This is a genomic window from Micromonospora wenchangensis (assembly GCF_002210435.1).
Classification (GTDB): Bacteria; Actinomycetota; Actinomycetes; order Mycobacteriales; family Micromonosporaceae; genus Micromonospora; species Micromonospora wenchangensis.
The window spans coordinates 39,433-65,017 of the sequence record NZ_MZMV01000032.1; the positions used below are offsets into that span (position 1 = coordinate 39,433).

Here is a 25,585-nt window from a genome sequence, read left to right on the forward strand (position 1 = left end):
CATGCGCATCGAGATCGACAACGTGGCCAAGGGGTATCCCCGGGCCGACGGGAGCCGGCTGTCGGTGGTCGGCAGCCTCAGCACCACGATCGAGGCGCAGGAGTTCATCTGCGTGATCGGTCCGAGCGGATGCGGCAAGTCGACGCTGCTCGGCCTGCTCGGCGGGCTGCGCCGGCCGGACGACGGGGAGATCCGGTTCGTCGGGGAGCGCACCGCCGCCGGCCCGCTCACCTCGATCGTCTGGCAGGACTACGCGCTGATCCCGTGGCGCTCCATCGCCGACAACGTGGCGTTCGGCCTGGAACTGCGCGGGGTGCCCGCCGCCCGGCGGCGGGAGGTGGCCCGGGAGCACCTGACGATGATGGGCATCGAGGCGTTCGCCGACAACAAGCCGCACGAGCTGTCCGGCGGGATGCGCCAGCGGGCCGGGATCGCCCGCGCGCTGGCCAGCGACCCCGAGGTCCTGCTGATGGACGAGCCGTTCGCGGCGGTGGACGCCCAGACCCGCACCCTGTTGCAGGACGAGCTGCTCCAGGTCTGGTCGAGGCACCGCAAGACGGTCCTGTTCATCACGCACAGCATCGAGGAGGCGCTGCTGCTGGCGGACCGGATCATCGTGCTCGGCCCCCGGCCGACCCGGGTGGTCGAGGAGATCCGGGTGCCGTTCCCCCGGCCGCGTACCCGCGACGTCGAGTTGGACCCGCGGTTCACCGAGTTGAAGCGCCACCTGTGGGCGCAGTTGCGGGACGCCACCCTGGCGGCCGAGTGGGCGGAAGCGAAGGGGGACCGATGAGCGAGCAGAGCGCGCCGACCCGGGAGCGGGCGACCGACGAACCCGTGGTCCGCTACGCGGTGGACCCCCGCGCGGAACGCCCACCGGGTCGCGGGTTCAAGCTGCTCAGCAGCGGGCTGGGCAGCATGGTGCCGGTGGTCGTGGTGCTGGCGCTGTGGCAGGTCGGCAGCATGGCCGGGCTGATCGACAAGACCTTCTTCCCGGCCCCGTCGGAGTGCGTGCAGGCCCTCGTCGACCTGTTCTCCTCCGGGGAGCTGCTGCCGAACATCGGGATCACCGCCCAGCGCATCCTGCTCGGTTTCCTGCTCGGGGTGATCCCGGCGACGCTGCTGGGCATCGCGATGGGACGGTCGCGGTGGGTGCGGGTGCTGATCGACCCGCTGATCGCCATCACGTACCCGATCCCGGTGGTGGCGATCCTGCCGCTGCTGCTGGTCATCTTCGGCACCGGCGGGCGGCCGATCGTGGTGCTCGCCGGCATCATCTCGTTCTTCCCGGCGGTGGTGAACGCGATGTCCGGGGTGCTCCAGGTCGACGAGCGGCTGATCCTGATGGCCCGCAACCTGGGTGCCGGCCGGCAGCAGATCCTGTGGAAGATCGTCCTGCCGGGCGCGTTGCCGTCCATCTTCGCCGGCATCCGGCTCGCCGCGGGGCTCGCCCTGCTGGGCACGATCGCCGGTGAGTTCCTCGCCGCCAGTGACGGCGTCGGGTCGATGACCTGGCGGTACTGGCAGATCTATCAGATCGACAACATGTACGCCACGCTCGCGGTGATCGCGGCGATGGGCTTTTTCCTCACCACGGTGACGCTGCGCGTGCAGCGGCGCTTCTTCAGCTGGACGGAGGGCCAATCATGACAATCAAGCGGATCACGACGATCAAGCACAGGGGTGTCATCGCCGCGCTGTTGGGGGCGAGCCTGCTGCTCGGCACCGCGGCCTGCGGTGACGACGCGGAGTCGACGGGCTCCGGCGGCACCGACAAGGTGACTGTCAACTCGCTGGAGATCCTCTCGCTGGCCCCGATGATGGTGGCCGACGCGAAGGGCTTCTTCGGCAAGCACCAGGTCGAGGTGGAGTTCAGCAACGCCGACATCTACTCCCGGCTCGCGGTGCAGGGTCAGGGCAAGCTGGACGTGAACATCCCGGGCACCGGTGGCGCGTTGTTCAACGCGGTCAACCAGGGGCTGCGGGTGCGGGCGGTGGCCGACCGGCAGCAGTACCGGTGCGCGTCGGACAACCTCCTGCTGGCCCGGACCCAGGCCTTCGACGGCGGCCTGAAGAGCGTGGCCGACCTGAAGGGCAAGAAGGTCGCCATCCTGGCCAAGGGTTCGACCACCGAGTACTGGCTGGACCGGGCGCTGGGTGAGGTCGGGCTCAAGCAGTCCGACCTGGGGCAGATCGTCACGCTGAGCTACCCGGACACCGCCAACGCGCTCAAGAGCGGTGCGGTGGACGCCGGCTTCCTGGTGCAGCCGCTGGCGTACCAGCTCATCACCGACGGGCAGGCCAAGCGGGTGCTGGCGATGAACGAGGTCGCGCCCAACCAGGAGCAGGGCCTGATCACCATGTCGCAGGACTTCATCAGCAAGCGGCCCGAGGTCGCGGCCCGGTGGATGGCCGGCTGGCTGGAGGGTGTGCGCTACTACCAGGACCCGGCCAACAAGGACGACGTCATCAAGATCGTGGCCGAGCGGACCAAGGTGCCGGCGGAGACGATCACCAAGCTGTACGGCACCGACCAGTGGCCGTACATGGACCCGAACGGTCGGGTGGACACCGCCACGGTGGTCGCCGAGGACGGCAAGTGGCTGCTCGACAACAAGATCATCGAGAAGCTGCCGGAGGTCGGTGAGTGGCACGACGGTTCCGTCGTCGACGCCGCCCTGAAGATCGTCGGCGAGGTGCCGGTCAACCGCGACTGCGGCAGCGTCCAGAAGCTGGAGTCCTGATGTTTCCCCGTCCGAGCCGGCTGGCCGAGGTGCTGCGCGACGGTGGCGTCGCCCTCGGCAGCCTGACCCTGCTCCAGGAACCGGCGATCGGCGAGATCCTCGGCGTCCTCGGCTACGACTTCCTGGTCGTCGACACCGAGCACGCCGCGGCCGACGAGCAGAGCGTGCTGGCGATGGTCCGGGCGGCCGGCTCGGCGGGGACCACCCCGCTGGTCCGGCTGCGCCGGATCGAGGAGAAGGACCTGCTCTGGTCCCTGGACAGCGGTGCCGGCGGGGTGGTGCTGCCGCTGGTGGAGACCGGCGAGCAGGCCGTCGAGGCGGCCCGGCTGACCCACTACCCGCCGGTCGGTGACCGGACGCTGTGCTCGGCGGCGCGGGCCGCCGGGCACGGCACCGCCCGGGGCGACTTCGACCGCTACCTGACCTGGGCCGGGCGGAACACCACCGTGGTCGCCCTGGTCGAGACCCCCACCGGGCTGGCCAACCTGGACGACATCCTCGCCGCCGACCTCGACGTGCTGATGCTCGGCCGGGCCGACCTGTCGGTCAAGCTGGGCCTGGGCTACCAGCCCACCCATCCGGAGGTGGAGAAGCACGCGGTCGACTTCGTCGAGCGGGTGGTCGCCGCCGGCCGGGTCGCCGGCATGCTTGCCTACTCCGCCGAGGAGGCCCGCCGCTGGATCGACCGGGGCGTCCGCTTCGTCGTCTACTCCCAGCCGGAGATGCTGCTCTCCGACGCCTACCGGCGGGCCCGCGACGAGATCCTCGGCGGTACGTCGTGAGCCTGCTGGTGACCGGCGGGGCCAGCGGCATCGGCGCGGCGGTGGTCGCCACCGCCCGCGCCCGGGGCGAGACGGTGCACGTGCTGGACGTCTCCACCGGCGTGGACGCCGCCGACCCGGTCGCGGTGGGCGAGTTCGTCGACGCGATCGGCACCCCGCGCCGGGTCGCCCACCTGGCCGGGGTGGTCAGCGCCGGTGGCATCGAACAGACCAGCCTCACCGAGTGGGAACGCACCCTGCGCAACAACCTCACCGCCGCGTTCGTCGTCTCCCAGGCCGTGGTGCCCCGGATGGCGGCGGCCGGCGGCGGGTCGCTGGTGCTGATGAGCAGCCTCAACGCCCGCGACGGCGGCACCCGGCTGTCGGGCACGGCGTACGCGGCGGCGAAGGCGGGGGTGCTGGGCCTGATGCGGCACCTGGCCGTCGACTTCGGACCGCGGGCGGTACGGGTCAACGCCGTCGCGCCCGGCCCGGTGGCGACCCCGATGCACGACCGGCTCACCGCCGAACAGAAGGCGGCGCTGCGGTCCCGGATGCCACTGGGCCGGGTCTCCTCGGCGCAGGAGATCGCCGACATCGTGCTGTTCCTGCTCTCCGATTCCTGCGCCACGGTCACCGGCATGACCTTCGATGTGAACGGGGGCAGTCATCTCAGCTAGGTTGCCGGGTACGGGTACCGGTCCGGCACGGGAGGCACAGTGAACAAGCGGGTGACCCTGCGCGACGTCGCCAGCCACACCGGTGTGCACGTCTCCACGGTGTCCCGGGTGCTGCGCGGCGACGACGTGCGGGTCGCCCCGGCGACCGCGGCCCGGATCGTGGCCGCCGCCCGGGAGCTGGGTTTCCACCGGGACCGTTGGGCGGCCAGCCTGCGCAGCGGCAAGACCGGGGTGATCGGCGTGCTGGTCCCCCGGATCACCGACATCGTGCTGGCCACCGTCTTCGAGGGCATCGACGCCGCCGCTGCCGCCGCCGGCTACCAGGCGGTGGTCAGCAGCAGCTGGGACGACGACGAGGCGCGGGCGCTGCGCATCCAGCGGTTGATCGGGGAACGGGTGGACGGGCTGATCATCGGTGACGCCCGCCGCAACGATCCGATGCTGGCCCGGCTGGCCGCCGACGGGGTTCCGTTCGTGCTGGTCAGTCGGGCCTCGCGGGGTTTCCCGTCGGTGACCGGCCGGGACCGCCTCGGTGGTCGGCTCGCCGCCGAGCACCTGATCGACGTGGGCTGCCGGCGGCTGGCGGTGATCGCCGGTCCCGGGCACGCCAGCACCGCCGCCGACCGGGTCGCGGGCTTCCTCGCCGCGGCGAAGGCCCGGGGCGTGCCGGTCGACCCGCGGTGGGTCGCGCCGTCCACCTTCGACGTCGCCGGCGGGGCCTCGGCGATGGCCGGCCTGCTGGACACCGGTCGGCCCGACGGGGTCTTCGCGGTCAACGACTTCGCCGCGATCGGGGCGATGGGCACCCTGCGCGACCACGGCCTGCGGGTCGGTCGGGAGGTGGCGGTGGTCGGGTACAACGACATCGACGTGGACGCCCAACTCCTGGTGCCGCTCACCTCCATCCGTACCCCCCTGCGGGACATGGGCTCGCAGGCCCTGCACGCCCTGCTCACCCTGCTCGGCTCGGGCAGCACCACGTCGGTGCGGCTGGAACCGGAACTGGTCGTCCGGGCGACCACCGCCGACTTCTCCCCCGGGGCCACGGAGGCGGTGGCGCGTACCGTCGCGCTGCCGGAGGTGTCCCGGGTGGTCACGCCGGTGAACTGACGCCGGACCGTCCCGCCGGCGTCAGCCCGCGCCCGGCGGGCCCCGCGCCGCCCGGTGCCGGTGGCCGTCCGTGCGGGGCCCGCGGGCGACGACGCGCCACCGCCCGGCCGGTCAGCCCCGCCGGTGGTGCATCGCCAGGCGCAGCAGCAGGAACCGCAGCGCCGTCGCGGCCAGGTTCGCGACCACCAGCACGACCAGTTCGACCGGCCGGGACGGGGTGCCGACCGCGTGCAGGGCGGCGAGCGCGCCGCTGGTCAACGCCAGTCCGAGGGCGAAGGCGAGCAACCCCTGCAGGTGGTGCCGGCCGGCGGCCCGCCGCCCGGTGATGCCGAAGGTGAGCCGACGGTTCGCCGCGGTGTTGCCCACCGCCGTCACCAGCAGCGCCAGCAGGTTCGCCGGTTGCGCGCCGAGCATCCCCCGGGTCGCCACGAACAGCACCAGGTACGCCACCGTGCTGACCACGCCGACCAGGGCGAACCGGGCCAACTGTGCGGGCAGCCCGGCCGGCACCCGCGCCGGTGCGGGGGCCAGCGGCGCCCGGCCCCACTGCGCGCGCAGCGCGGCCAGCGGCAACGCCCCGGTGACCAGGGCCCGCCCCAGCCGGCCGATGCCGCGCAGGTCCGCCAGCGCGGTGGCCACGATGTCGACCCGGCTGTCCGGGTCGTCGACCCAGTCCACCGGCACCTCGTGGATGCGCAGCCCGGCGCGCTGGGCGAGCACCAGCAGTTCGGTGTCGAAGAACCAGCCGGTGTCCTGCACCAGCGGCAGCAGCTCCCGGGCCACGTCGGCGCGGATCGCCTTGAAGCCGCACTGCGCGTCGGAGAACCGGGCGGCGAGGGCGCCCCGTAGCAGCAGGTTGTAGGCCCGGGAGATCACCTCGCGCTTGGCGCCCCGCACCACCCGGGAGGTCCGGGCCAGCCGGGTGCCGATGGCGAGGTCCGAGTGGCCGGAGATGAGCGGGGCGACCAGGGGCAGCAACGCGGCCAGGTCGGTCGACAGGTCCACGTCCATGTACGCCAGCACCGGGGCGTCCGAGGCCGACCAGGCGGCCCGCAGCGCCCGGCCGCGTCCCTTGGCGCTCAGGTGCCGTACCTCGACGTGCGGGAGTTCGGCGGCGAGCGCCTCGGCCACGGCGAGGGTGCCGTCGACGCTGGCGTTGTCCGCCACGGTGATCCGGAACGGGTACGGGAAGTGCGCGCTGAGGTGCTGGTGCAGCCGACGTACGCAGGGACCGAGGTCGGCCTCCTCGTTGTAGACCGGCACCACCACGTCGAGTACGGCGGTCGGGGTGCCGGTCCGGGTCTGCACGGCGGGCCGGGGACTGCCGGTCGTGGTCATCCCTGTGCCTCCTGTCCGGCGCTGGTGAGGTCGTAGACGGTGACCCCGTCGACGGTCTGCGCGGTGAAGTTCCCGGCGACCCAGGTGGCGATCTCCTGGGAGGCGGAGCTGCCGCCGTTGGCCCGGAAGCCGCCCCCGCCGACGAAGTAGTGGATCTTCCCGGCGGCCACGTACTCCTGGAACCGGGCCAGGGTGGGCGACGGGTCGCTGCCGTTGAAGCCGCCGACGGCCATCACCGGCCGGCCGGTGGCGAGCTGGTAGCCGGAGGCGTTGTTGGAGCCGACGGCCGCCGCGACCCAGGTGTAGTCGTCGGCGTCGGCCGTCAGCAGCGCCTTCAGCGCGGCGCTCGGCTCCCGGGAGTCGAGCAGGCCGCCCATCCCGCCGCCGGTGCGCCCCTGGCCACCCCTGGTACGCCCACCGTCCTGGCCGGTGCCACCGTTCTGGCCGGTACCGCCGTCCTGACCGATACCGCCGTTCTGGCCGGTGCCGCCGGGGAAGCCGGGGAACTGGCCGGTGCCGCCGTTGGCGGTGCCGCCGGGGAAGCCGGGAGGCTGACCGTTCCGGCCGGTGCCGCCGTCCCGGTTGCCGCCCGGGAAGCCGCCACCACCGGGGAAACCGCCGCCACCGGGGAAACCGCCACCCCCGGGGAACTCCATGCCGTCGCCCATCCGGCCGCCGGGCCCACCACGACCCGGACCGAAGCCGCCCTGCACGTTCGGGCCGGCGCTCGGGATGGACCCGGTGTGCGGGGTGCCGGCGGTCTGCGCCGCGTACGCCGCCGGGCCGGCCAGCGCGGCCGACGCGCCGAGTGCCAGCACCACCGGCACCAGACGCCGGGGCAGCCGCCGGGTGAGCAGGATCAGCACCGCCACGGCGAGCCCGGCGACCAGCACGGCCGGCCGGAGCCAGGGCTGGAAGTCGGCGCTGCGGCCCAGCAGCCGCCACGACCACCAGGCGGTCACCGCCAGGGTGACGGCCAGGGTCCCGGTGGCGAACCACCCCCGCCACCGCAGCGACCGGCGACCACCGGTCACCGACGCGGGGGCGACCCCGGGGGCCGTCGCGGCGTCGACACCCGGGGCGGCGGCCGGCGCGGCGAGCACCGCGGAACCGGCGACCGGGGTGACGGGTCCGGCGGCGGCCCGGCGTTCCCGCCAGAGCAGGACGGTGCCGATGCCGACCAGTGCACCGACCGCCGGCGCCAGGGCCACCGTGTAGTAGGCGTGGAAGATGCCGGACATGAAGCTGAAGATCAGCCCGGTGACCAGCAGCCAGCCGCCCCACAGCAGCAGCCCGGCGCGACGGCGGTCGGTACGCGCCGCCCGGCCCGCCAGCACCAGGCCGGCGACGAGCAGGATCAGCGCGGCCGGCAGCAGCCAGGAGATCTGGCCGCCGACCTCGGTGTCGAACATCCGCAGCCAGCCGGTCTGTCCGGAGAACGGCCCACCGCCGCCGCCCATCCGGGCACCACCGCCGACGCTGCCCTCCTCGTCACCGGTGATCCGACCGAGACCGTTGTAGCCCAGGGTCAGCTCCAGGATGCTGTTGTTCTGCGAACCGCCGATGTACGGGCGGGCGCTGGCCGGGACCAGCTCCACGGTGGCCACCCACCAGCCGGCGGCGACGACCAGACCCAGGCCGGCCAGCAGCAGCTGACGGATCCGTCGCCAGAAGCCGGTCGGCGCGGCCAACAGGTAGACCCCGGCGAAGACCGGGACCACCAGGAACGCCTGGAGCATCTTGGTGAGGAAGCCGAAGCCGACCAGCACCCCGACCAGCACGATCCACCGGGTGCTGGCCGTCTCCACCGCCCGCACGGTGGCGTACGCGCCGAGGACGAGTAGCAGCACCAGCAGCGCGTCCGGGTTGTTGAACCGGAACATCAGGGTGGCGACCGGGGTGAGCGCCAGGACCGTCCCGGCGATCAGCCCGGCGGCCGGGCCGTACCAGCGGCGGACGGTGGCGTACAGGACGCCTACCGAGGCGACGCCGAGCAGCGCCTGCGGCACCAGGATCGCCCAGCTGTTCAGCCCGAAGATCCGTACCGACAGGGCCATCAGCCACAGCGCGGCAGGCGTCTTGTCGACGGTGATCGAGTTGGCCGCGTCGGAGGACCCGTAGAAGAACGCCTTCCAGCTCTCGGAGCCGGCCTGCACCGCCGCCGAGTAGAACGAGTTCGCCCAGCCGGACTCCCCCAGGCCCCACAGGTAGAGCAGGCCGGTGCCGAGCAGCAGCACGGCCAGCGCGGGTCTGACCCAGCGCGGGTCGCGGCGGGCCGGGTCGGCGTCGTCCGGGTGGGACGACGCCGAGCTGGCCGGCGGTGCGGTCGCGGCGGCGCGCGGACCCGACGGGGGTGCGGTCGCGGTGTCGTCCGGCGGATCGGCCGGCGTCGTCAGCAGGCTCTCGGTTCTGTCCATGCGGCAAGCCTCGAACAGCGGGTTGGGGCGGCCCCGTGACCGAGCTATGCGTGAGCTGTGGAATCCGGCGGCGCGGGCGCGACCGGTTGCGGCGGCGCGGGCGCGGCGAAGTCCGGGGGCGTGGGGGACGACGGCAGCCGGACGGTGAAGACCGTACGGCCCGGTCGGCTCTCCAGCGTGACGCCGCCGTGGTGGGCCTCCACCACGGCCGCCACGATGGCCAGGCCGAGGCCGGTGCTGCCGTGCTGCCGGGACCGGGAGCTGTCCCCTCGGGCGAACCGTTCGAAGACCTCGTCGCGCAGTTCCGGGGGCACCCCGGGGCCGTCGTCGGTGACGCTGAGTTCCACCGCGCCGGGCACCGGGGCGATGCGGGTGGTGACGGTGGTGCCGGGCGGGGTGTGCACCCGCGCGTTGGCGAGCAGGTTCGCCACCACCTGGTGCAGCCGGACGGCGTCGCCGGGCACCTCCACCGCCTCGTCGGGCAGGTCGAGCTGCCACCGGTGTTCGCCCCCGGCCACGTGCGCGTCGCTGACCGCGTCGACCACCAGCGCGGTCAGGTCGACCGGTCCGGTGGCGAGCGGCCGGCCGGAGTCCAGGCGGGCCAGCAGCAGCAGGTCGTCGACAAGGCTGGTCATCCGGGTGCTGGCGGACTCGACCCGGCGCAACGCGTGGGCCACGTCGGACGGCACCCGGTCCCGGCCCCGGCGGGCCACCTCGGCGTAGCCCCGGATCGCGGCCAGCGGGGTCCGCAGCTCGTGCGAGGCGTCGGCGACGAACTGGCGTACCCGGGTCTCGCTGGCCTGCCGGGCGGCGAGCGCGGCGGCCACGTGGCCCAGCATCCGGTTCAGCGCCGCACCGACCTGCCCCACCTCGGTACGCGGGTCGGTGTCGGCGGCGGGCACCCGTACCGACAGCGCCACCTCACCCCGGTCCAGCGGCAGTTCGGCGACCCGCCCGGCGGTGGCCGCCACCCGGTTCAGCGGGCGCAGCGTGGCCCGGACGATCAGCGCGCCCAGGCTGCCGGCGATGAGCAGGCCGGCGGTGGCGACGCCCGCCTGGGCGACGACCATCCACCAGACGGTCTCCTGCACGGGGCGCAGCGGGATGGCGAAGACCAGGGTGTCGCCGCCGGGAACCTGGCGGGCCACCGCCCGGTAGTCGCCGCGCTCGCCGAGGTCGACGGTGTGCGGCCTGCTGTCGGCGGGCAGCCCGGTCAGCGGGGCGACGTCGGCGGCGGCGAGCGCCTCGGTCGCGCCGGAGGCGCTGCGGATGCGGGCCGACGGCTGCTCCTGCGGGACGATCCGCATCCCGATCGAGCCGACCGGGTACGTCGGTGGCGGGTCGGGTTGCCCCTGCCGGCCGGTGGCCTGGTCGAGGGGGCGGGGCTGGCCCGGGGTCCGGTCCCAGGGCAGCCGGCTGTCGAAGCGGCGGTTGTCCCCGGCGAGCTGGGTGTCGACCTGGTTGATCAGGAAGTGCCGTAGCGCGACCGTGGTCAGCCCGCCGATGCCCACGCTGACCAGCGCCAGCAGCGCGACCACGGTGAGCACCAGCCGGCGGCGCAGGGACCAGCCCGCCAACCGGCGACGCCACGGGCCGCCGGCCAGCCGGCGGCGGAGCCGACCGGCCCGGTCACGGCGCGGGCTTGAGGACATAGCCGGCGCCGCGCAGGGTGTGGATCATCGGCGCGCGTCCCACGTCGATCTTCTTGCGCAGGTACGAGATGTACAGCTCGACCACGTTGGCCTGCCCGCCGAAGTCGTAGTTCCACACCCGGTCGAGGATCTGCGCCTTGCTGAGCACCCGGCGCGGGTTGCGCATCAGGTAGCGCAGCAGTTCGAACTCGGTGGCGGTCAGGGTGATCAGGTCGTCGCCCCGGCGTACCTCGTGGCTGTCCTCGTCGAGGGTGAGGTCGCCGACGGTGAGCACGGCCTCCTCCCGGGCGGTCACCGCGAAGCCGGTACGCCGCAGCAGGGCCCGCAGCCGGGCGATGACCTCCTCCAGGCTGAACGGCTTGGTGACGTAGTCGTCGCCGCCGACGGTGAGCCCGGCGATCCGCTCCTCGACCGCGTCGCGGGCGGTCAGGAAGAGCACCGGCACGGTCGGGGTCTGCTCGCGCAGCCGGCGCAGCACCTGGAAGCCGTCCAGGTCGGGAAGCATCACGTCGAGCACCACCGCGTCGGGCTGGAACTGGCGGGCCGCGCTCAACGCCGCCATTCCGTTGCCCGCGCTGCGCACCTGCCAGCCCTCGTAGCGCAGCGCCATCGACAGCAGGTCGGTCAGGGTGGGTTCGTCGTCGACCACCAGCACCCGGACGGGTTCGCCGTCGGGGCGGCGCAACTCGATCCGGTGTGGTGCGGTCTGCCCGTCGGTCACCATGCCCCCATCGTGGGACCGGTTACTGGCGCTGACCTATGCGCATCCTGTGTGCCCGCTGTGCGCGCGGCCCCGCTCGACCGTACCCGGCCGGGCGGCGTCGGGGGGCGGTTCCCCGGATCGCGCCCGGCCGCCGACGGCCCGGTGTGGCGGGCGGCTACTGGCTCATGCCGGTCGGGTAGGTGTGCACGAAGGACATCGTCCAGTGGCCGTCGCCGGCCGGCCGGTCCCGCTGGTAGAGGTGGTCGGGGCCGCCCCCGCCGGGGGCCGGCGGGGTGTCCGGGTGGCGCAGCACCCAGCGGGTGGGCGGCGCCCCCGCCGGGTCGGCCGGCAGGGCACGGACCAGGTCGTGGGCCGGCCCGCCGACGAAGCGTACGGTCACCTCGCCCATCGGGGCCTCCCTCCGGTGGCCGGCGGTCGCGCGGGCCACTGACGGCAAGCTACCGCACCCGGGGCCGGGTCGGGGTGGCTCGACCGGGTCCGCCCGGTGGGACCGGGTCCGGGGGCGGGGCGGGTACGGTTTGCCCAGCGCAGCGGCCGGGTACCGGCTCGACAGCGCCATCGCCACCCCGGCGACGCGGTCGGCATGGACGGGAGCGGGTCGATGAGGACGCTGGCCGGGCGGTACCAGCTCGAACAGCGCATCGGCATGGGTGGGATGTCGGAGGTCTGGCGGGCCCACGACATCGTCCTGGACCGGCCGGTCGCGGTGAAGCTGATGTCCCCCGCCCACCGGGGCGAGCAGACCTCGGTCGAGCGGATCAGGGCCGAGGCCCGGTCGGCCGCCCGGTTGGTGCACCCCAACGTCGCCAGCGTCCACGACTTCGGCACCTCGACGACGCTGCCCGGCCGGGAGATGCCGTACATCGTGATGGAGCTGGTGGAGGGCGAGACCCTCGCCGCGCACCTGCGGGCCGGGCCGTTGGACTGGCGGATCGCGGTCCGGGTCTGCGCCGAGGTGGCCGCCGCGCTCGCCGCGGCGCACGCCCACGGCATCGTGCACCGCGACGTCAAACCGGCAAACGTGATGCTCACCCCGTCCGGGGCGAAGGTGCTCGACTTCGGTATCGCCACCCCGGCCGGTGCGCCCGACCACAGCCCGGAGGGTGTGCTGGTGGGGACTCCGGCGTACCTGGCCCCGGAGCAGTTCGACAGGCAGCCGGCCACCCCCGCCGCCGACATGTACGCCGTCGGTGTGCTGCTCTACTACTGCCTCACCGGGAGACTGCCGTACGCGGCGGGGACCACCGCCACCCAGTTGGTCGGGTCCCGCCGGAAGATCACGCCGGAGCCGTTGCCGCCGGTCGCGGGCCTGCCGCCCGAGGTGGCCGACCTGTGCCGGCGCTGTCTCGCCGACGACCCGCGCGAGCGGCCCAGCAGTCTGGTGGCGGCGCTGGAGCTGGCGGAGGTGGTCGACGCCCGGGTCTACGTGCCGATGCTGGCCTCGGTGCCCCGGCCCCGTACCGCGCCGGTGTCGCCGTGGACCGAACGGGCGGCCGCCGAGGCGACCGAGGCGGTGGCGCTGCCCGACTGGTCCCGGACCGGACCGGTCTGATCCCGGCCGTCGGCGTGTCGCGGGCGTTTCACCCCTTCGTGGCCGGGAACCCGGCCGACGGATGAGGGGGGAACGCGATGCCGGATCCGAGTTCCTGGCTGCACGAGGCCAGCGCGACCGCCACGGGCGGGCACGTACGCACCGACGACGGTGAGCTGTCCACCGCGCTGGCGTCGCCGCTCGCGCCGCACTGCACCGGGTTGACCCCGGAGCAGTTGCTCGCCGCCGCCTTCGCCTCCTGCCTGCACCACGCGGCGGTCGAGGCGGCCGGGGAGATCACCGACGAGGCGCACACGGTGCAGGTGACCGCCGAGGCGAAGCTGGGGCGCGACGACGACGGCCGGTACCGGGCCGACGTGCACGCCAGCATCTCGTCGGCCGGGTTGAGCCGGGAACAGTTGGCCGAACTGGTCGCGTACGCCGACCGGCTGTGGCCGTTCTCCAGCGACGACAGCAGCCGGCACCGGCTGACCGTGAGCGCGGCCGAGAACGGCCGGCACTGAGCGTGGACGCCACGCGACGTCCGGGCGAGGTGACGCCACCGGGACGGCGGACGTCGCCTCCACCGTTCGTTCGGGTCCCGGCCGACGTCCCGAAACCGCCGGCGTCCGCCCGCTTCATCCTTGTCTGGGCGGCATAGCCGACAAAAGCAACATGGATGGTTCAGGGCTTTGACAGGGAGACGCGGAGAATATCCGGGCGGATTCCGGCCGATTGTGGCGTAGGCCACCCATACCATCGCCGGTCAGCAGCAGAAACCTCTCTAACCTCGTCGGGTGCACCCCGACGAGACCGCCGCGCAGCAGCCGCCCCGGAACCGCCAGGCCACCCCTTCGACCCGGGTGGCCTCGGACGAACGGAGGATCGGCCGGCACCGCGCGCCGGAACCACCCCGCCGGGGCATCGGTGCCGCGCTCGCCTCGACGCCCGCCCGGATCGTCCTCGCCGGTGGCGTGACCTGCTGCCTGGGACTTGTCGCGCTGGCCGGGACGCACCGGGTCGACCGGCAGCCCCGGCCGGCGCAGGAGGCGCTGGCCGACCGGTCCGCCGAGGAGCAGCGGGCCTCCCGGGCCCGGGAGCGGGCGGCCCTACCGGCCAGTCCCCTGCCGGCCAGTCCCCACCCGTCGGCCACCCGCGGCACCGCGCCGGAGCCGACGAAGCCGGCCCGACCCCGCCCGGTCGCCGGGCTCACCCGGGTGCAGATGGACAACGCCCGGGTGATCGTCGAGGTCGGCGTGGAGCTGGGGGTGCCGCGCCGGGGCCTGGTGGTCGCGGTGGCCACCGCCATGCAGGAGAGCGACCTGCACAACCTCGCCAGCGACGTGCTGCCCGAGTCGTACGACCACCCGCACCAGGGCAGCGGCTCGGACCACGACTCGGTGGGCCTGTTCCAGCAGCGCCCGAGCAGCGGTTGGGGCACGGTGGCCCAGCTGATGCGCCCCGCCTACGCGGCGCGGGCGTTCTACTCCGCGCTGGCCGAGGTCCCCGGCTGGCGGCAGCTCAGCATCACCGCCGCCGCACAGGCCGTGCAGATCTCCGCCTACCCCGGCGCGTACGCGCGGCACGAGGACCGGGCCTCCACCGTGGTCGACGCGCTGCTCTGAACCGGCCCCGCCTGGCGGTTCAGGCGACCCGGGTGCCCGGCTCGGGCAGGTCGACCGTCACCTCGTCGGTGCCGGTGGCGACCCGGGTGGCCGGGACACCCCCGGCGGCGGCGGTCGGGGTGTCGACCGGCACGGTCCCGACGGTCAGCCCGGTCAGAAGCTGGTCGACCCGGGCCGCCCGGTGCCGCCGTTCGTGCAGCGACGCCTCGAACTCGCGGCGGGCCTGCACCGCCTCGGCGTACACCCGCTCGCGCAACTGCCGGGCCTCCTCCCGGGCGGCGTCCAGCTCGGCGCGCGCCCGGGCCAGCAGCTCGCCTGCCGTACGCGGGGCCGCCGGCCGGGCCGCGCCCCGGTCGGCGTCGGCCCGCCGCCGGTCGACCATCGCCAGGAGCAGGGTGGTCTCCTGGCGGATCTGGTCCCAGTCCCGCCCCGCGCCGGCGATCACCTCCGCCCGCGCGGCGAGCCGGGTCAACCGGACTCCGAGCTCGTCCAGGCAGGAATCGACCTGTCGCCGGTCGTAGCCGGACTCAACGACGGAGAACCTCATACGTGTCGCCCCCCAGGAAGCTGGTACGTCTGTCCCAGCTCGATCCTCGCGGCAGCCGACGACCCCCGGGGCGGTTCGAGAAAAATGTTCAGCAATTGCGGGGCGGCTCCCGGGGCGGACCCGACACGTCGGGACACCCCGGGCGGTCAGGAACGCTTGGGCAGCACCACGACCCGACCGAAGAACTCGTCGATGCGGCGCACCACGTCGTTGAAGTCGTCCAGGTCGATCGGCTTGGTGACGTAGGCGTTGGCCTGGAGGCTGTAGCTGCCCACGATGTCGGTGTCCGCGTTGGAGGTGGTCAACACCACGATCGGGATGGTGCGCAGGTCGTCGTCCTGCTTGACCTCGCCGAGCACCTGCCGCCCGTCCATCCGGGGCATGTTCAGGTCGAGCAGGATCACGTCGGGTCGCCGGGCGTCGACGTGCCGGCCCTCCTGCCGCAGGAACTCCATCGCCTCCTGACCGTCACCGACCACGTCGATGACCTTGGCGATGCCGGAGTCCGCCAGCGCTTCCTCGATCATCAGCACGTCACCCGGGTCGTCGTCGACCACCAGGATGCGGACGGGGTTCGTGGCGCCTCGGTCCATGGGTCCAACCTGTCTGTGTCGGCGAGCGGGGGACGACGGTCTCGGTACCCCGTTGGCGGCCTGACCGAACGCGGTCACCCGCGGAGCGGGAACTGCGCGGTCACCCGCTGGCGGGGAAATTTAGCCCATCACCGGGCGGACGGCGACCGCGGGTCGGCGGTGTCGGGCTGATAGCGCAGCACGTCGGCCAGGCCGGTGATCTGGAGGACCCGGTCCACCCGGCCGGTCGCCCCGTACAGCCGCAGCCAGCCACCCCGCTCGGTGGCGAGGTTGTCCCCACGGACGAAGGCCGCGATGCCCGTGGAGTCGCAGAAGGTCAGCTCGGTGAGGTCGAGCAGCAGGTGCCGCTCGCCGCCCGCGGCGAGCCGGTCGATCTCGGTGTTGAGTGCCCCGGCCGAGCTGAGGTCCAGCTCACCGGTGAGCCGCAGACACACGCCGCCACCGTCCCGCTCGGCGTGCGTCACGGTGAAGGTCAACGTCGTCCCTCTCGCTCCCACCACAGGTAGACCCTTGCAGTGCAGCAAGTATACGCGGCGCCTCCCCGCGGGCCCGCAAGGCGCGTCAGTGCCGTACCCCGCCGGACGCGACGGTCGCCGCCGCGCCGAGCGCCAGGAACCGCCCCGCCCGGGGGAAGTCCCGCAGGACGCGCCGGTAGTGCCCCAGGGTCGCGGCGACCGACCCGGCCGGCACCCCCCGACTGGTCAGGATCGCCACCAGCCATGTCACGAAGTCGGTGAACAGCTCCCCGTCGTCGACGTAGACGGCGGCGGCCAGGAAGTCCACGATGTAGCCCAGGTCGCCCGTGGTGGCGTCCCACTGGGCCGGGGTGTACTCCCCCACCGACGGCACCCGGGCCCGCAGGTCCGCCACCGCCGAGTCGATCAGCTCGCCGCGCCGCTTCACCAGGCTGGCGTACTCGTCGTCGGCGAGGTGGGACAGGTCCGCCGGGGGCACCCGGCGCAGGGCCCGCTCGTCGGCGACCAGGCCGGCCGCGCCCGGGGCGTCCGGGGCCCAGGCGACCCCGAGCCGCCGGGCCCACCGGCCGTCCACGCCGAACCCACGCCCACCGACCACCACGGGTACGTCCGAACGCCGGCACGCCTCGACCATCCGGTGCGCCTGCGGCAACCGCATCGGCAGGGCGCAGGCCAACGCGACCGCGTGCGCGTCGTGCCGGTGCAGGTACGACACCAGGTGGGCTGCCGGCACACTGGCGCCCAGGAAGGTCACCTGCCAGCCGCGCAGCCGCAGCACCTCGGCGACCAGCCGGGGCGGCAGGGCGTGCCACTCACCGTCCATGCAGGCCACCACGATCCGTCCCCGGGTCGGACGTGGAGCGGCGTACCCGGCGACCGCCGCCACCGCCCGTTCGCTGATGTGCGTCGCGGCGTGCTCCTGCGCCACGCTCCACTCGTTGCGGGCCCACCGCTCGCCCACCTCGGACTGGGCCGGGGCGACCAGGTCGAGCAGCACCCGCTCCGCCGGGACGCCGGCGTCGAGCAGCCCGGTGACCACCTCGATCGCGCCGTACTCGTCCGCCTCCTCCAGGCAGGCGAGGAAGTCGCCGAAGGCCCGGTACGGCTCGGTCGGGGCGGTCACGACGTCGCCTCCCCGGCCGGGTCCTCCGGCACGGCCGGCACGGAGTGCAGGTGCCGCCGGGGGCGACCGCCCGGTCCGGTGGCCCGCAGGGCGAGCACCGCGATGTCGTCGTGGTCGCCGTGCGCCAGCCAGTCGCAGGTGACCTGCTCGACCCGCTCGGCGAGCGCCGCAGCGGGCATCCGGTGGCAGCCGGTGACGGCGTGGACCAACCGGTCCTGACCGAACTGCTCGTCGCCGCGCCGACCGCCCCGGGCCTCGGTCACCCCGTCGCTGTAGAGCAGGCAGGTCTCCCCCACGGCCAGCCGGACGGTGACCTCGCCGATGCGCGGGTCGGGGACCACCCCGATCAGCATCCCGCTCAGCGGCACCGTCTCCACCTCGCCGCCGTGGCGCAGCACCAGCGGCGGCAGGTGCCCGCCACCGGCCAGGGTCAGCGACAGGCCACCGTCGCGGTGCGGACGCACCACCCCGAGCACCATGGTGGCGAACCGGCCCTGCCCGTGCGCCTGGGTGGTCTCCAGCAGGGCGTCGTTGAGCAGCTTCAGCAGCGAGCCGGGCCGCGGCTCGACCCGGTAGAGCGCCTGGAGGCACTGGCGGAGCTGGCCGGTGAACACCGCCGCCTCCACCCCCTTGCCGGAGACGTCACCGAGGAAGAACACCGCACCGCCGTCGGCCAGCCGGTGCGCGCCGTAGAAGTCCCCGCCGATGCGCAGGCTCGCCTGGGAGGGCCGGTACGCCGTGCCCCACTGCACCCCCGCCACGCCGGCCGGCTCCACCGGCACCAAGCTGGCCTGGAGGGTGTCGGCCACCTCGGCCTGGTTGCGGTAGAGGACCGCGGTGGTGAGCGCCGCGCCGGCCCGGGCGGCGAAGGCCCGGACCAGCTCCACGTCGGCGTCGTCGTACCAGCGGGTACGCCGGGCCACCAGCAGCACACCCGCCGGGGCGTCCCGACCGGGCAGCGGGACCACCCGGGCGGTCACCTCGCGGGCGCTCAGCCCCGGCAGCCAACCGGCCTCGACCGCCTGGTCGACCAACCAGTCCACCGCGTGCGGTTCCACCCCGGACAGCCCCTCGACGATCGCCGGGGGCAGCGCGGCGGCGGGCAGCACGCCACTGTCCACCGTGGGCGACTCGTCGTCGGCCCGGGTCGCCCGCCACCACCGGGCCCGCCCGGAGCGGGGGGCGAGCACCAGCACCGCCACCTCGGCCAGGGTGGGCACGGTGAGCCGGACCACGGCGGCGGCGGCCCGGTCCGGGTGCAGCGGGTTGCCCAGCTTCTCGCCGACCACGGCGAGGAAGGCCGACCGGGCCCGCTCGGCGAGCAGCGCGTCGGCCCGGGAGACGCTGTCGGTGACGTCCTCGACGTAGAGACAGCTCCGGGAGCCGGACAGCGGCACCCGGCGGATGCGCAGCCGCCGACCGTGGTGACCGAACCCGTCGGGCTCGGCGGCGGCACCGGTCAGCACGGCGAGACCGGAGGCGGCCAGGGGACGGCCGGGCGACACCTCGGGCAGCAGCCGCTCGGCGACCGGGCTGACGTGCCGGACCACCCCGTCGGCGTCGCAGACGACCAGGCCCTCCCGGAAGTGTTCGACGACCTCGGACCAGGCCGGGTCCACGCGGTCCGGGTCGGGTCGGGCGGGGTCGGGGCCGACCCGGTCGGGGGCCAACGGCGGCAGCCCGGCGGGCGCGCCGGCGGACCGCGCCGCGGCCCGACCGGCACTCGGCGTGGAGATCCGTCCGTCGCCCGGGTCGAAACCCCTGACGTCGGCAGCACTCACCAGCTGAGCCCCGCTCCCCTTGTCACCATCCGGCACCTCCCGGATGTAGGCCGTATGTTCCAATCTGTTCCGCTCAGCCTACGCCGGAACGCGGGCACCGCCACCGCACGGCGTCCCGCGCTCGGATCCGCACCCCTGCGGGCCCACCGGCGGGTTGTTACGATCCGGCGTAGTCCGGCCCGACCGTCGGCCCTGCGGAAAGGCGTGCTGTGGTGCCCCCTGGAAGGAAACCCGAGACCGCCCCGCTGACCATGTCGGTGGACCGCTCCGACCCTTCGGCGCCGGTCCTGTCGGTCGGCGGTGAGCTGGCCTACGCCACCTCCCGACCGTTGCGGGTGGAGGTCGACCGGGTGCTGGTGGAGCGCCCTACGGCGGTCGTCTTCGACTTCTCCGGGCTGACCTTCATCGACAGCACCGGCCTGTCGGTCATCGTGCACGCCTGGCGGGAGGGGCAACGGGTCGGGACGCTGGTCCGGCTGCGGGCCGTCCCCCGCTTCCTGACCACCATCCTCGACATGACCGGGGTCACCGGCCTGCTGGCCCGTCAGTTGCCGCAGCAGTCCACCCCCGCGCCGCAGCGCCCGGCCGCGTCCGCCTGAACCCGGTCACCGGGTCGGCCGAACCCCGGCGTTTCCCGATCACCCGTTGCTGGGAACATGGGGGCATGCGCCCGCAGCTGTTGACCATCGAGGTGACCCGGCTCGACGCCGGCACCGCCCGGCTGCGGCTCACCGGCGACCTCGACTTCGACACCGCGCCGGAACTGATCGAGGCGGCGGCCGGGGTCCGCGCGGACGGTCACCGCGCGCTGATCGTCGACCTGGGTGGGGTCGGCCTGTGCGACTCGTCGGGGCTGAGCGCGTTCGTGGTGCTCAGCCAGGGCGGGGCCGGTCCGGTCCGGTTGGCCGGGGTCAGCGCCCGGCTCCAGCAGCTGCTCGACCGCACCGGCCTGGCCGAGTTGCTGGCGGTGGAGGAGCAGCCGGCGACCGACGCCGTCGACGACGTCCGCGAGGTGGGCTGAGGCGTCCGGCCGGGCCCCCGACCCTGGGACCAGGGGCCGGGGGCGGGGAGGAAGGCGCGGCGCGGACCACCGTCAGACGCTGACGACGGCCTCCTGTACCTCGACGGCGGATTGCCGGCGGGGCCCGGTCGACCGGGGCGCGACGGACGGCGGGGGTTCGACGTCCTCCGGAGGACCGGAATCGGGCAGTTGGAACAGGTACCGGACGAATCCCCCGCCCGACTCGTTGTCCTCCGCGCCGGGCCACTGCCCGGCGCAGTCCATGCCCACCACCTCACGGCCCGAGCCGTCGGCCTCCTCCACCAGTGCCCACAGGCTCACCGGGTAGCACCGGGTCAGCTCGGGGCCGACCTGCCAGCGGGAGTACCAGCCGGGACGGGCCGGGACAATCTCCACGATCCTCTTCATGACGACCTACCCTTCCGCGTGCCTCGGAAGACCTCCGGTCGTCCCGATGGTCTGTCCGGCGCGGGTGAGCACCCCTCACCCCGCGGGAGTGAAGCCGGGACGCGGGTCGTCGCCGACGCCCGCCCGCGTCCCGTGGCCGTCCGGCCGCCACCGGCTCAGCGGGTGCGCACCGGCACCTCGGGCGAGGAACTCTCCAACGGCACGGCGTGGGCCGGGACCAGGCCGAGCTGCGTCGCCGGGCGGGGCAGCGCGGCGTCGAGCACCCAGTCGGCGCTCACCCGCGCCCGGTTGCCGGGCATCGCCAGCAGGTGGTAGCCCCGGGTGACCGCCTTGGCGGCCAGCCCGGACAGCGACAGCTTCAGCGGGTTCGCCGCCGCGTCCTTTCCACCCAGGTCGACCACCCAGCCCAGGTCGTGGTGCTTGTACGGGCGACGCCTGCCGTGCCCGTAGGAGGCGGCGATGTTGTGCGCCGCGAGCTTGCCCTGCCGTTGCGCGTGCTGGGCGGTCATCGTGCAGAGCTGCCCGGGGCGGGTCAGGTCCGGCACGGCGGCGGCGTCGCCGCAGGCGTACACCTCGGGGAAGCCGGGGACGTTGAGGTACTCGTCGACCACCAGCCGGCCCTTCTCGGTACGCAGGCCCAACTCGGCCACGAACGGGTCGGGGCGGACCCCGACGCACCAGGCCAGCGTGCAGGTCGGGACGTACTCGCCGTCGGTGAGGTGCACCCCGTCGGCGGTGGTCTCGGCGACCGAGGTGCCCATCCGCACGTCGACCCCCCGGCGGCGCAGCACCCGGTCGGCGGTGGCCGACATCCGCTCGTCAAGTTCCGGCAGCACCCGGGGGGCGACGTCCAGCAGCATCCACCGGGGCCGGACGGTCAACCGGGGGCGTTGGGCGTGCAACGCGTCGGTGAACAGTTGCCCGTGCGCGGCGACCTCGGTGCCGGTGTAGCCCGCGCCCACCACGACGAAGGTGGACCGGGCCCGCTGCTCGGCCGGGTCCTGCGCCTGCTCGGCCAGCTCGATCTGGCGGACCACGTGGTCGTGCAGGTAGACCGCCTCGGGCAGGCCCCGGAACCCGTGGGCGTACTCGGTCACGCCGGGGATGGGCAGCAGCTTGTTGACGCTGCCGACGCAGAGCACCAGCCGGTCGTAGGCGAGCTGCCCCCGTTCCCCCTCCGGGTTGGTGAAACCGACCCAGCGGTGGCGCAGGTCGACCCGGTCGGCCTCGCCGACGACCACCCGGACCCCGGGCAGGGTGCCGGTCAGCGGGACCGAGATCCGGGTGGGTTCGACCACCCCGGCGGCCACCTCGGGCAACAGCGGCAGGTAGAGGAAGTAGTCGGTCGAGTTCAGCAGCACGATCTCGGCCCGTCCGCCGGCCAGCCGACGCAACGTCTTCGCCGCGTGGTAACCGGCGAAACCGGCGCCCACGATCACCACACGAGGTTTCGTCATGTCCGCTCCCTTCCCGGCGGTCAGCACGACAAACGTGTCGGGTCGCGCCGGCACCGCCGGGCCGGAGCGGGCGGCGGACGAGGGCGTCGCGGGCCGTTTGATACCTCAGTGACGGGCTCCCGACTGTAGTCACACCGGGTAGCCGACACCGTTGCTTTCGGGCGCGCCCTCCGCTCACGCTGGGTTCCTGTTCGACCACCACCGATCGGAGGAACAGATGAGAGTTCGCCGTGTCGTCGCCGTCGCACTGGCCGCCCTGGTGGCGGCCGTGGGGCTCGCGCCGACCGCACCCGCCGCGGCGGCCACCGCGGACCGCTGGGGTTTCGCCTACGTCGACAACCCCACCGTCACCAGCTGGACCGTGCTGGACACCACCCGGCAGTGGGGCACCTGGAAGACCGCCTTCCCGGCCGCCTGGGCCGACGGCGTCAAACTCGCCCCGGGCCGGTTCCAGGTGCGCTTCCCGCAGATCGGGGCCGGTGCACGCGGGGTGCCGCACGTGACCCCGGTCGACCGCGCCGGGCACTACTGCACCGTGGTGCGCTGGTTCCAGTCGGGCACCGACGAGATCGTCGACGTGCAGTGCTTCGCCCCCGGCGGCACCCGCGACGACAGCCGGTTCACCGTGCTGTGGACCGCCAGCTCCGGGGTGCTGCCGGCCGGCACCGCACACGCCTACGTCCAGGGCGGGGTCAGCGGCCTGGTCCAGTCGTACGTGTCGACCGGGGCCCCCGCCGCGCTGGCCCCGCTCGGGGTCGGGCAGTGGTCGGTGCAGCTGCCCGGGGTCGGGCTGGCCGGGGTGCTCGCCGGCAACGTGCAGGTCACCGCGATCCAACCGAACGCCGGTCCGCGCCGGTGCACCGTCGCCCGTTGGGGTGCCTCCGGCACCGACCTGCTGGTCTACGTGTTCTGCTTCGACCAGGCCGGCGCGCCGGTGAACACCGACTTCACCCTCTCCTACCACCGGGGACGGTCGGTCGTCGGGTCGCTGGCCCCGCCGAAGTTCTTCGGCCACCTGGCCAGCGCGGCGGGCGGCCCCACCAACGACAACTCCCAGCTCGGGGTGGGCGTCAACACCATCGCGCCGCTCGCGCCGGCCGGCCGCTACCTGGTCACCTTCAAGCAGCTCGGGCAGAAGGAGACGCACGCCCAGGTCACCGCGCAGGGCACCGGGCCGAACTACTGCAACCTGACCCAGCCGTGGTCGTACGCGGTGGACGCCCCGGTGGACGTGATCTGCTTCGACAACACCGGCACTCCCGCGCCGTACCAGGTGCTGGTCGCCTTCACCTCCCGGATCTGAGCCGGGCTGCGCCGCCCGCCGGTCGGCCCGGCGGGCGGCGGGCGCGTGGGCGGGCCGCCGTCCGGCGACCCGCCGGCACCGCCTGGCGACCATCCCGTTCGCGGGACCGTCGGTGATCTCCACCGGTGGGTGGGGTCGGCTAGCGTTGTCGGGCCGTCGTGCCCGACGGTCGAGGCACGAGCGACGCGAGGGTGAACCGATGGCACCGAAGGCGAGCATCCGGGACGTCGCCGCCGCCGCGGGTGTCTCGGTGACCACCGTGTCCCACGTGTTGAACAACAAGTCCGGTACCCGGGTCAGCGCCCAGACCCGGGAACGGGTCGAGACGGTGGCCCGTCAGCTCGGCTACGCGGCGAACGGGCTGGCCCGCGGGCTGCGGCTGCAACGGTCGTACGCCCTGGGGCTGCTCGGTGACGTCGTCGCCGCCACCGGCCAGGCCGGCCGGCTCGTCCTGGGCGCGCAGGAGACCGCGTCGGCACGCGGGTGGGTGCTGCTGCTCACCACCGGCCGTGACCCCGAGGTGGAACGGCGGGAGATCCGGGCCCTGGCGCGGCACCGGGTCGACGGTGTGCTCTACGCGACCATGGACCACCGGGTGGTGCGGGTCCCCGACGAGCTGCGTCCGATGCCGGTGGTGCTGCTCAACGCCCGCAGTGCCGACGCCACGCTCCCCTCGGTGGTGCCGGACGAGCGCGGCGGCGCTGCCACGGCGGTGCGGGAACTGCTCGCCCACGGGCACCGGCGGATCGGCTTCGTCACCACCGTCGACGACGTCCCCGCCGCCCGGGGCCGGCTGCTCGGCTACCGGGAGGCGCTGTGGGCGGCCGGGGTGCCGTACCGGCCGGAGCTGGTGCGCGCCGACGTCGGCGACCCCGCCGGGGGACACCGGGCGGCCCGTGCCCTGCTCGACGGGGCCGACCGGCCGACGGCGCTGTTCTGTTTCACCGACGCGATGGCGATGGGCGTCTACCGGGCGGCGGCCGACCTCGGCCTGCGCGTCCCGCAGGAGCTCTCGGTGGTCGGCTGCGACAACCAGGAGGTCATCGCCGACGGGCTGTTCCCCGCCCTGACCAGCGTGGCGTTGCCGTACCACGGGATGGGCGCGTGGGCGGTGGAGACCATGGTGGAGCTGCTCGACCGACCGAAGGGGGCCCGCCGTCGGGTGGCCCGGCACGTCGCCCTGCCGTGCCCGCTGGTGCGCCGGGCGTCGGTCGCCGCCGCAGCGCACTGATCAGCGCGGGGACGGCGGCACGGTCGGCGGCATCGGCACCTGGAGGTAGGTGGCGCCGCGCAGGTCCAGCCAGGCCCGGTCGGGGGCCCGGACCAGCCGGAGCATCACCTCGGCGCAGGCCGGGCAGCGACCCACCAGCCCGGGGGCGTGGGCGTAGACGCGCAGGCCGGCCATCGGGCCGACCATGCCGCAGGACGCGCACCGCCCGGTCGCGGCGCTCAGGTCCACGGCCAGCAGCTCGCGCAGCGGCCCGTCGAGCATGTTGCCGTCCAGGTAGGACATCTCGGTCATCGGTTCTCCTCGCCGGTCAGCCGGTGGGCCCGAACCGTTCGGTGTGGACCCGCCGGGTCGGGTGGCCCAGCACCACCAGCAGGTCCGCGACGGTCTCCACGAAACCGGTCGGGCCGCAGACGTAGCAGAGCGGTTCCAGGTCGGCCGGCCAGCCGTGGGTGTTCACGTCGGCCAGACCGATCCGGTGCGGTTCGCCCCGCCACCCGTCGGGGGCCTCGCGGGTGTAGACGTAGGTGACGTCCAGGCCGGAGTCGTCGCGGGCCCGGGTCCGCAGCTCGTCGGCGTAGAGCACGTCCGCCGGGGTGCGGACCGAGTAGATCAGCCGGAACGGCACGCGGTTGCCGGCGGCCCGGCGGGCCCGCACCATCGCCATCAGCGGCACCACCCCGGAGCCCCCGGCGACCAGCAGCACCGGCGGGGTCTGCTCGGGCCGCCAGACGAACCAGCCGCCGACCGGGCCGCGCACCTCCACCGGATCGCCCTCGGCCCAGGTGTCCGTCAGGTACGGCGACACCTCGCCGTCGGGCACCCGCTGCACGGTCAACGCGATCCGCTCGCCGTCGGCCGGCCCGGCGAGCGAGTACGACCGGGCCGCCTGGTACCCGTCGGGGGCGGTGAGCCGGACGTCGACGTGCTGCCCCGGCAGGTGTCCCGGCCAGCCGGGCACCGACAGTTCGAGCGTCTGCGCGGTGGGCGTCTCGACGTGGCGTCGCGCCAGCCGGGCCACCCGCCAGCCCAACGGCCGCGCCAGCCGACCACCGGCCGTGGTCAC

Annotated in this window: 27 protein-coding genes; 13 read left to right on the top strand and 14 right to left on the bottom strand. The window is 74.3% G+C overall.

All coding sequences use genetic code 11. The features are described 5' to 3' along the window. Position 1: 1 nt before the first annotated feature. The 6 genes from B5D80_RS19165 to B5D80_RS19190 are packed head-to-tail and all read left to right on the top strand — an operon-like array spanning position 2 to position 5,295. Positions 2-793, top strand: a complete 792-nt coding sequence (locus B5D80_RS19165; protein WP_228544614.1) for an ABC transporter ATP-binding protein — start codon at positions 2-4, stop codon at positions 791-793. Then, positions 790-1,650 carry an ABC transporter permease gene (locus tag B5D80_RS19170; RefSeq protein WP_088645265.1) on the top strand — a complete coding sequence of 287 codons (861 nt, stop codon included), beginning with the start codon at positions 790-792 and terminating at the stop codon, positions 1,648-1,650. Before B5D80_RS19165 ends, B5D80_RS19170 begins: the two co-directional genes overlap by 4 nt. Next, complete coding sequence (locus B5D80_RS19175) at positions 1,647-2,744, top strand: ABC transporter substrate-binding protein (protein ID WP_088645266.1); 1,098 nt, start codon at positions 1,647-1,649, stop codon at positions 2,742-2,744. Before B5D80_RS19170 ends, B5D80_RS19175 begins: the two co-directional genes overlap by 4 nt. Continuing rightward, on the top strand, positions 2,744-3,526 hold the full coding sequence (locus B5D80_RS19180; RefSeq protein ID WP_088645267.1) for an HpcH/HpaI aldolase family protein: 783 nt from the start codon (positions 2,744-2,746) through the stop codon (positions 3,524-3,526). Before B5D80_RS19175 ends, B5D80_RS19180 begins: the two co-directional genes overlap by 1 nt. After that, complete coding sequence (locus B5D80_RS33415; RefSeq protein WP_158224218.1) at positions 3,523-4,185, top strand: SDR family NAD(P)-dependent oxidoreductase; 663 nt, start codon at positions 3,523-3,525, stop codon at positions 4,183-4,185. The genes B5D80_RS19180 and B5D80_RS33415 overlap by 4 nt, the downstream gene beginning before the upstream one ends. Positions 4,186-4,224: 39 nt before the next feature. Further along, positions 4,225-5,295, top strand: coding sequence for a LacI family DNA-binding transcriptional regulator (locus B5D80_RS19190; RefSeq protein WP_088645268.1), 1,071 nt, complete (start codon positions 4,225-4,227; stop codon positions 5,293-5,295). Positions 5,296-5,406: 111 nt separating this feature from the next. On the opposite strand, the gene B5D80_RS19195 is transcribed toward B5D80_RS19190, so the two are convergent. The 5 genes from B5D80_RS19195 to B5D80_RS19215 form a co-directional block, all read right to left on the bottom strand. After that, the gene (locus B5D80_RS19195) at positions 5,407-6,633 is read right to left on the bottom strand and encodes a bifunctional glycosyltransferase family 2/GtrA family protein (RefSeq protein WP_088645269.1); all 1,227 of its coding nucleotides are present in this window, start codon (positions 6,631-6,633) and stop codon (positions 5,407-5,409) included. Continuing rightward, entirely contained in the window at positions 6,630-9,050 is a 2,421-nt protein-coding gene (locus B5D80_RS19200; protein ID WP_088645270.1) for a glycosyltransferase family 39 protein, read from the bottom strand. Before B5D80_RS19200 ends, B5D80_RS19195 begins: the two co-directional genes overlap by 4 nt. Before the next feature lie 44 nt (positions 9,051-9,094). Then, positions 9,095-10,627, bottom strand: coding sequence for a sensor histidine kinase (locus B5D80_RS19205; RefSeq protein ID WP_245854770.1), 1,533 nt, complete (start codon positions 10,625-10,627; stop codon positions 9,095-9,097). Positions 10,628-10,679: 52 nt separating this feature from the next. After that, on the bottom strand, positions 10,680-11,426 hold the full coding sequence (locus B5D80_RS19210; RefSeq protein ID WP_088645272.1) for a response regulator transcription factor: 747 nt from the start codon (positions 11,424-11,426) through the stop codon (positions 10,680-10,682). Positions 11,427-11,580: 154 nt separating this feature from the next. Then, positions 11,581-11,814, bottom strand: a complete 234-nt coding sequence (locus B5D80_RS19215; protein WP_088645308.1) for a hypothetical protein — start codon at positions 11,812-11,814, stop codon at positions 11,581-11,583. Positions 11,815-12,027: 213 nt separating this feature from the next. On the opposite strand from B5D80_RS19215, the gene B5D80_RS19220 reads away from it, so the two are divergent. The 3 genes from B5D80_RS19220 to B5D80_RS19230 all read left to right on the top strand — a co-directional run bounded on the left by B5D80_RS19220 (position 12,028) and on the right by B5D80_RS19230 (position 14,582). Continuing rightward, complete coding sequence (locus tag B5D80_RS19220) at positions 12,028-12,978, top strand: serine/threonine-protein kinase (RefSeq protein WP_088645273.1); 951 nt, start codon at positions 12,028-12,030, stop codon at positions 12,976-12,978. 77 nt (positions 12,979-13,055) lie between these two features. Beyond that, entirely contained in the window at positions 13,056-13,481 is a 426-nt protein-coding gene (locus B5D80_RS19225; protein WP_088645274.1) for an OsmC family protein, read from the top strand. A gap of 273 nt (positions 13,482-13,754) precedes the next feature. Next, a complete protein-coding gene (locus B5D80_RS19230; RefSeq protein ID WP_169733081.1) occupies positions 13,755-14,582 on the top strand; it encodes a hypothetical protein in 828 nt (275 codons plus the stop codon). A gap of 19 nt (positions 14,583-14,601) precedes the next feature. On the opposite strand, the gene B5D80_RS19235 is transcribed toward B5D80_RS19230, so the two are convergent. From B5D80_RS19235 to B5D80_RS19255, 5 genes are all read right to left on the bottom strand, one after another. After that, on the bottom strand, positions 14,602-15,129 hold the full coding sequence (locus B5D80_RS19235; protein WP_088645275.1) for an ATPase: 528 nt from the start codon (positions 15,127-15,129) through the stop codon (positions 14,602-14,604). Between the two features lie 146 nt (positions 15,130-15,275). Next, positions 15,276-15,722: a response regulator gene (locus tag B5D80_RS19240; protein WP_088645276.1), complete on the bottom strand. Its 447-nt coding sequence runs from the start codon at positions 15,720-15,722 to the stop codon at positions 15,276-15,278. Positions 15,723-15,850: 128 nt separating this feature from the next. Beyond that, positions 15,851-16,198, bottom strand: a complete 348-nt coding sequence (locus B5D80_RS19245; RefSeq protein WP_088645277.1) for an STAS domain-containing protein — start codon at positions 16,196-16,198, stop codon at positions 15,851-15,853. A gap of 85 nt (positions 16,199-16,283) precedes the next feature. Beyond that, positions 16,284-17,321 (bottom strand): cobalamin B12-binding domain-containing protein, encoded by a 1,038-nt coding sequence (locus B5D80_RS19250; protein ID WP_088645278.1) that lies wholly within the window; start codon positions 17,319-17,321, stop codon positions 16,284-16,286. Next, entirely contained in the window at positions 17,318-19,102 is a 1,785-nt protein-coding gene (locus tag B5D80_RS19255; RefSeq protein ID WP_088645279.1) for a PP2C family protein-serine/threonine phosphatase, read from the bottom strand. Before B5D80_RS19255 ends, B5D80_RS19250 begins: the two co-directional genes overlap by 4 nt. Positions 19,103-19,314: 212 nt before the next feature. Here B5D80_RS19255 and B5D80_RS19260 point away from each other — a divergent pair, with 212 nt between their 5' ends. Both B5D80_RS19260 and B5D80_RS19265 read left to right on the top strand, forming a co-directional pair. Next, positions 19,315-19,701: an STAS domain-containing protein gene (locus tag B5D80_RS19260; RefSeq protein WP_245854763.1), complete on the top strand. Its 387-nt coding sequence runs from the start codon at positions 19,315-19,317 to the stop codon at positions 19,699-19,701. Positions 19,702-19,766: 65 nt separating this feature from the next. Continuing rightward, positions 19,767-20,123 (top strand): STAS domain-containing protein, encoded by a 357-nt coding sequence (locus B5D80_RS19265; protein ID WP_088645280.1) that lies wholly within the window; start codon positions 19,767-19,769, stop codon positions 20,121-20,123. Between the two features lie 72 nt (positions 20,124-20,195). Here the strand turns inward: B5D80_RS19265 and B5D80_RS19270 are convergent, their stop codons facing one another. Next, positions 20,196-20,531: a hypothetical protein gene (locus tag B5D80_RS19270; RefSeq protein WP_088645281.1), complete on the bottom strand. Its 336-nt coding sequence runs from the start codon at positions 20,529-20,531 to the stop codon at positions 20,196-20,198. 155 nt (positions 20,532-20,686) lie between these two features. Continuing rightward, positions 20,687-21,988: an NAD(P)/FAD-dependent oxidoreductase gene (locus tag B5D80_RS19275; RefSeq protein ID WP_088645311.1), complete on the bottom strand. Its 1,302-nt coding sequence runs from the start codon at positions 21,986-21,988 to the stop codon at positions 20,687-20,689. Between the two features lie 217 nt (positions 21,989-22,205). On the opposite strand from B5D80_RS19275, the gene B5D80_RS19280 reads away from it, so the two are divergent. Together B5D80_RS19280 and B5D80_RS19285 are read left to right on the top strand one after the other, a co-directional pair. Further along, positions 22,206-23,291 carry a hypothetical protein gene (locus B5D80_RS19280; RefSeq protein WP_088645282.1) on the top strand — a complete coding sequence of 362 codons (1,086 nt, stop codon included), beginning with the start codon at positions 22,206-22,208 and terminating at the stop codon, positions 23,289-23,291. 199 nt (positions 23,292-23,490) lie between these two features. After that, positions 23,491-24,522, top strand: a complete 1,032-nt coding sequence (locus B5D80_RS19285) for a LacI family DNA-binding transcriptional regulator (RefSeq protein ID WP_088645283.1) — start codon at positions 23,491-23,493, stop codon at positions 24,520-24,522. Here the strand turns inward: B5D80_RS19285 and B5D80_RS19290 are convergent, their stop codons facing one another. Beyond that, positions 24,523-24,813 (bottom strand): DUF6510 family protein, encoded by a 291-nt coding sequence (locus tag B5D80_RS19290; RefSeq protein ID WP_088645284.1) that lies wholly within the window; start codon positions 24,811-24,813, stop codon positions 24,523-24,525. Positions 24,814-24,829: 16 nt separating this feature from the next. Then, positions 24,830-25,585, bottom strand: coding sequence for a ferredoxin reductase (locus tag B5D80_RS19295; RefSeq protein WP_088645285.1), 756 nt, complete (start codon positions 25,583-25,585; stop codon positions 24,830-24,832).

What these genes read in the sequence shown, in the direction of transcription:
- B5D80_RS19235 (WP_088645275.1), bottom strand. Translation starts at nt 15,129, where the DNA reads ATGAGGTTCTCCGTCGTTGAGTCCGGCTACGACCGGCGACAGGTCGAT.
- B5D80_RS19180 (WP_088645267.1), top strand. Translation starts at nt 2,744, where the DNA reads ATGTTTCCCCGTCCGAGCCGGCTGGCCGAGGTGCTGCGCGACGGTGGC.
- B5D80_RS19265 (WP_088645280.1), top strand. Translation starts at nt 19,767, where the DNA reads ATGCGCCCGCAGCTGTTGACCATCGAGGTGACCCGGCTCGACGCCGGC.
- B5D80_RS19210 (WP_088645272.1), bottom strand. Translation starts at nt 11,426, where the DNA reads ATGGTGACCGACGGGCAGACCGCACCACACCGGATCGAGTTGCGCCGC.
- B5D80_RS19220 (WP_088645273.1), top strand. Translation starts at nt 12,028, where the DNA reads ATGAGGACGCTGGCCGGGCGGTACCAGCTCGAACAGCGCATCGGCATG.
- B5D80_RS19285 (WP_088645283.1), top strand. Translation starts at nt 23,491, where the DNA reads ATGGCACCGAAGGCGAGCATCCGGGACGTCGCCGCCGCCGCGGGTGTC.
- B5D80_RS19275 (WP_088645311.1), bottom strand. Translation starts at nt 21,988, where the DNA reads ATGACGAAACCTCGTGTGGTGATCGTGGGCGCCGGTTTCGCCGGTTAC.
- B5D80_RS19165 (WP_228544614.1), top strand. Translation starts at nt 2, where the DNA reads ATGCGCATCGAGATCGACAACGTGGCCAAGGGGTATCCCCGGGCCGAC.
- B5D80_RS19170 (WP_088645265.1), top strand. Translation starts at nt 790, where the DNA reads ATGAGCGAGCAGAGCGCGCCGACCCGGGAGCGGGCGACCGACGAACCC.
- B5D80_RS19175 (WP_088645266.1), top strand. Translation starts at nt 1,647, where the DNA reads ATGACAATCAAGCGGATCACGACGATCAAGCACAGGGGTGTCATCGCC.
- B5D80_RS19200 (WP_088645270.1), bottom strand. Translation starts at nt 9,050, where the DNA reads ATGGACAGAACCGAGAGCCTGCTGACGACGCCGGCCGATCCGCCGGAC.
- B5D80_RS19280 (WP_088645282.1), top strand. Translation starts at nt 22,206, where the DNA reads ATGAGAGTTCGCCGTGTCGTCGCCGTCGCACTGGCCGCCCTGGTGGCG.
- B5D80_RS19240 (WP_088645276.1), bottom strand. Translation starts at nt 15,722, where the DNA reads ATGGACCGAGGCGCCACGAACCCCGTCCGCATCCTGGTGGTCGACGAC.
- B5D80_RS19225 (WP_088645274.1), top strand. Translation starts at nt 13,056, where the DNA reads ATGCCGGATCCGAGTTCCTGGCTGCACGAGGCCAGCGCGACCGCCACG.
- B5D80_RS19290 (WP_088645284.1), bottom strand. Translation starts at nt 24,813, where the DNA reads ATGACCGAGATGTCCTACCTGGACGGCAACATGCTCGACGGGCCGCTG.
- B5D80_RS19195 (WP_088645269.1), bottom strand. Translation starts at nt 6,633, where the DNA reads ATGACCACGACCGGCAGTCCCCGGCCCGCCGTGCAGACCCGGACCGGC.
- B5D80_RS19215 (WP_088645308.1), bottom strand. Translation starts at nt 11,814, where the DNA reads ATGGGCGAGGTGACCGTACGCTTCGTCGGCGGGCCGGCCCACGACCTG.
- B5D80_RS19270 (WP_088645281.1), bottom strand. Translation starts at nt 20,531, where the DNA reads ATGAAGAGGATCGTGGAGATTGTCCCGGCCCGTCCCGGCTGGTACTCC.